Raw genomic sequence first — 1,266 nt, 5'->3', positions numbered from 1 at the left:
CGAGAAGAACTTTCAGCCCAGAATTTAAACTTGAAGCTGCTCAGCTAGTTGTTGACCAAGGTTACTCCGTGGGCGAAGCTTCTAAAGCGATGAATGTGAGCAAATCGGCTATGGACAAGTGGGTAAGGCAGCTTAAACAAGAGAGACAGGGTATTACCCCAAAGGCAGCACCTCTGACGCCAGAACAAATAGAGATCCGAGAGCTTAAAAAGCGGATCGCCGAGCTGGAAGAGCACAACGAAATCATAAAAAAGGCTACAGCTCTGTTGATGTCGGACTCATTGAAAAATTCTCGATAATCGAGAGACTCAAACAGAGCTACAGCATTCTCAAACTGTGTAGCATATTCGGTGTCCATCGCAGTAGTTACAAATATTGGAAAACGCGACCAAAAGCTATTCCTGCGAATGAAGTTAGAATGAGAGCGCTTGTCCAAGAGGCTCACAATGCGAGTAATGGTTCAGCAGGCGCTCGAACTATTGCAGGCATCGTTACGAATTCTGGCATGAGTCTGATTCGATATCGCGCTAGTAAAATAATGAAAATGCTCGGCCTAGTGAGCAGGCAACTACCAAAACATAAGTATAGGAAGCAGCCCCTAGAACATGTAAACATCCCCAATCACTTGGAGAGGCAGTTTGTTGTAACTGCTCCAAATCAAGTATGGGTCGGAGACGTTACTTATATTTGGGCAGGGAGTCGTTGGGCTTATTTAGCGGTAGTCATCGACTTATTCGCTCGAAAACCTGTTGGTTGGGCTATGTCCTTTTCGCCCGACAGTCAGTTGACCATCAAAGCATTAAAGATGGCTTATGAGTCACGAGGAATGCCTACAGGAGTTATGTTCCATAGCGACCAAGGAACGCATTATACGAGTCGGAAATACCGTCAGGCCCTATGGCGATACCAAATTAAACAGAGTCTATCTCGGAGAGGTAACTGTTGGGATAATAGTCCGATGGAGCGCTTCTTTAGAAGCTTGAAAACTGAATGGGTGCCAGCTAGTGGTTATCGTAGTTTAGATGAAGCTTGGCAGAGCATTGTTGGCTATATCATTAAATACTACAGCCAAGTCAGGCCGCACCAGTACAACGGTGGCTTAACTCCGAATGAGTCGGAAAGGCTTTACTGGGAAACTTACAAAACTGTGGCCAATTTTAATTGACCACTACAGGCGCTTCTTAGCAGTAGCCAAGACAATGAGATAAGATACCGGATAGAAGATTACTAGAGGCAATAACGGTAAGTTTCTAAAAACCAATTGAA

Annotated in this window: 1 protein-coding gene; it reads left to right on the top strand. The window is 44.8% G+C overall.

What is annotated here, in order from left to right; all coding sequences use genetic code 11:
* Positions 1-1,165, top strand: a protein-coding gene (locus tag IX95_RS24800; protein WP_152562074.1) for an IS3 family transposase whose coding sequence is annotated in 2 segments (ribosomal slippage) — positions 1-255 and positions 255-1,165 — 1,166 coding nt annotated over the 2 segments. Because the reading frame shifts where the segments join, the coding sequence is not laid out codon by codon here. This gene is flagged as partial in the annotation.
* Positions 1,166-1,266: the final 101 nt, after the last annotated feature.

The organism is Vibrio sp. B183, from assembly GCF_000740665.1.
GTDB lineage: Bacteria > Pseudomonadota > Gammaproteobacteria > Enterobacterales > Vibrionaceae > Vibrio > Vibrio coralliilyticus.
The sequence above is the reverse complement of the archived record's forward strand: the minus strand, read 5'-3'. Positions and strand labels throughout refer to the sequence as shown.